Below are 1,989 nucleotides of genomic sequence, written 5' to 3'. Positions count from 1 at the left end.
ATTGTACTCAGCGGTAAGGGGACGCTCGGCATGGTGGTGAAGTGACGGAGCTCAGCCGCTGTCGCAATGACTCGGTAACTGCCACCGAATTCACCGAACAACGACCATAAAGGTTGCAGCCGCTCAGAAAGGCGGGTTGCTTCTGCGGCATCCCCAGAAAGGGCAGCGTCAGTGATAGCTTTTGCAGTGATGGGAAAAAGGCCAGCTATGACGGAATACCAGACCTCACATCCTGCATTCAGGCCTGTAGCGGCGAATGCATCCCCACTCACGCCAATGGTCACGTGGCTTGGAATGACTGCTCGAAGACGGTCAACCCGAGCCTTGGCCTCCTCGGGAGCGTGAGGGACACCGGGGATCTTTATAGAACGGACATTTGGTAGATGGGCGATTCGTCCATGAAGCTCGTCGTTGAACTCAAAGTGAGTCGTACCTGGATTGTCGTACACGCACAAAGGAACAGAGATGTTGGAGCTGACGGCCTCATATAGCGAGTAAACGTCGTCGTCCGTCAGCTTTTGATAGGAAACCGGCGGAAGCAACAATGCTTTAACGCCTGACTTCTGCGCATCCTCCGCCAGCAATAGCACGTCACGCGTTCGCAAGGCCCCGATGCTCACCATGACGGGGATATCGCCCGCAGTCTCGACTGCTACTTGAGCAACACGCTGACGTTCTGTTCGGGACAGGTATGCATAACTGCCTGTCGACCCTAGGGCGCCTATCGAAGACACACCAGCTGCCACGAGGTTTTCTACGAGACGGGCGAAGGCTTGCTCGTCTACCCCTGATTCGTTCATAGGGGTTAAAGGGAATGCGCTAAGTCCGCTGAACATTATTCATCTCTCCGTCCGGGATTTAAGAGGCCGTAGCCTCGATCAGAGTGCTCTCAATTCGGACGCCGGGCATCATCAGCTCCAGTCCCTCTATCAGTTTGTCTCCAGCTTCTGTTAAGGCCTCTATTGGCATCGCCGGCAGGCTTTCCAAGATGAACCACATGTGCTTTGCATCAGCATTGAGCCTGGTACGAACACCCTGACGCCAATTCCACCGACGACAAGTGATGCCCTGATCATCCCGCCAAACGACTTCACCAGGGTCGGCAAATTCCTGTGCCGGCACGCCTTCTTTCATGGTGTCGAACACTTCAGTACCGTCAGCAGCTACAAGACGCGGAGAGCCCACATAGGCCTCTGCATTCTCCCCTCCAACAGGGATTGCATATTCGATACTGATGGCGTTGTAGAGATCCACTATGGGATCAATGCTGGCTAGGCTACCGTCGCGCAATACGCGCTTGCGCAGGGCCTCGGCGGAGCATGGAGTACGTTGCGGCTTAGCGCCGAATTTACGGAAGACGTCTGCCCAAGCTGTGAGGTGAGCTTCTGCCCAGCCTACATCGCCCGATTGGACTGATTTACATGCCTGCGCCAGCGCCTTTGAGGCGATGTCAGGATTGGTTATTGGCGCAGCTTCAACCACAATGCTCAACGCTCTGAAGCCGGGAGCCAGATTGGCTACGTCTTCGCTGATTGACGGCAGTACGGACAGCATCAGAGAATCCCCAAGTCCATAAATTGAAAATCATGCTAGCTACCAATGACCAATAAAGTCAATATATCGACCGATCCGGGTGCCGACGTTCAGACGGTCAGTGAGGCTGTTTCGCGCAGGCTCAAACAAGAGCGGCAGAAGCAAAAAATCACGTTGGACGAACTATCTCGCCGTTCCGGTGTGAGCAAGGGGATGGTGGTTGAAATAGAGAAATGCACGGCCAATCCGAGCATAGCCATCTTGTGTAAAATCGCGGCTGCACTTGGGCTGTCAGTGGCTGACGTTGTGAACGTAGCCGACACTCCATCGRCTCACCTGATCAAGAACCACGACATTCCTACGCTATGGACAGGGCCATCCGGGGGATCCGCCCGCCTGCTCGCAGGAACCAGCGGCCCAAACATGCTGGAGCTGTGGCGATGGGAGCTGTATCCC

At 55.1% G+C, this 1,989-nt stretch carries 3 protein-coding genes; 1 reads left to right on the top strand and 2 read right to left on the bottom strand.

The features are described 5' to 3' along the window. Positions 1-836 (bottom strand): dihydrodipicolinate synthase family protein (locus tag AC1DRJ_RS25710; RefSeq protein WP_477804632.1); only part of this gene is annotated, 836 nt, incomplete at its 3' end. 22 nt (positions 837-858) lie between these two features. Further along, a complete protein-coding gene (locus AC1DRJ_RS25705) occupies positions 859-1,554 on the bottom strand; it encodes a B3/B4 domain-containing protein (protein ID WP_477804631.1) in 696 nt (231 codons plus the stop codon). Positions 1,555-1,599: 45 nt separating this feature from the next. Here AC1DRJ_RS25705 and AC1DRJ_RS25700 point away from each other — a divergent pair. Next, on the top strand, positions 1,600-1,989 hold a 390-nt coding region (locus AC1DRJ_RS25700; protein ID WP_477804630.1), incomplete at its 3' end, for a helix-turn-helix domain-containing protein.

The sequence above is a fragment of the Pseudomonas sp. P5_B2 genome, assembly GCF_056400445.1.
The sequence above is the reverse complement of the archived record's forward strand: the minus strand, read 5'-3'. Positions and strand labels throughout refer to the sequence as shown.

Excerpts from the sequence above, each read along its gene's own strand:
- AC1DRJ_RS25705 (WP_477804631.1), bottom strand. The coding sequence starts at position 1,554 with ATGCTGTCCGTACTGCCGTCAATCAGCGAAGACGTAGCCAATCTGGCT.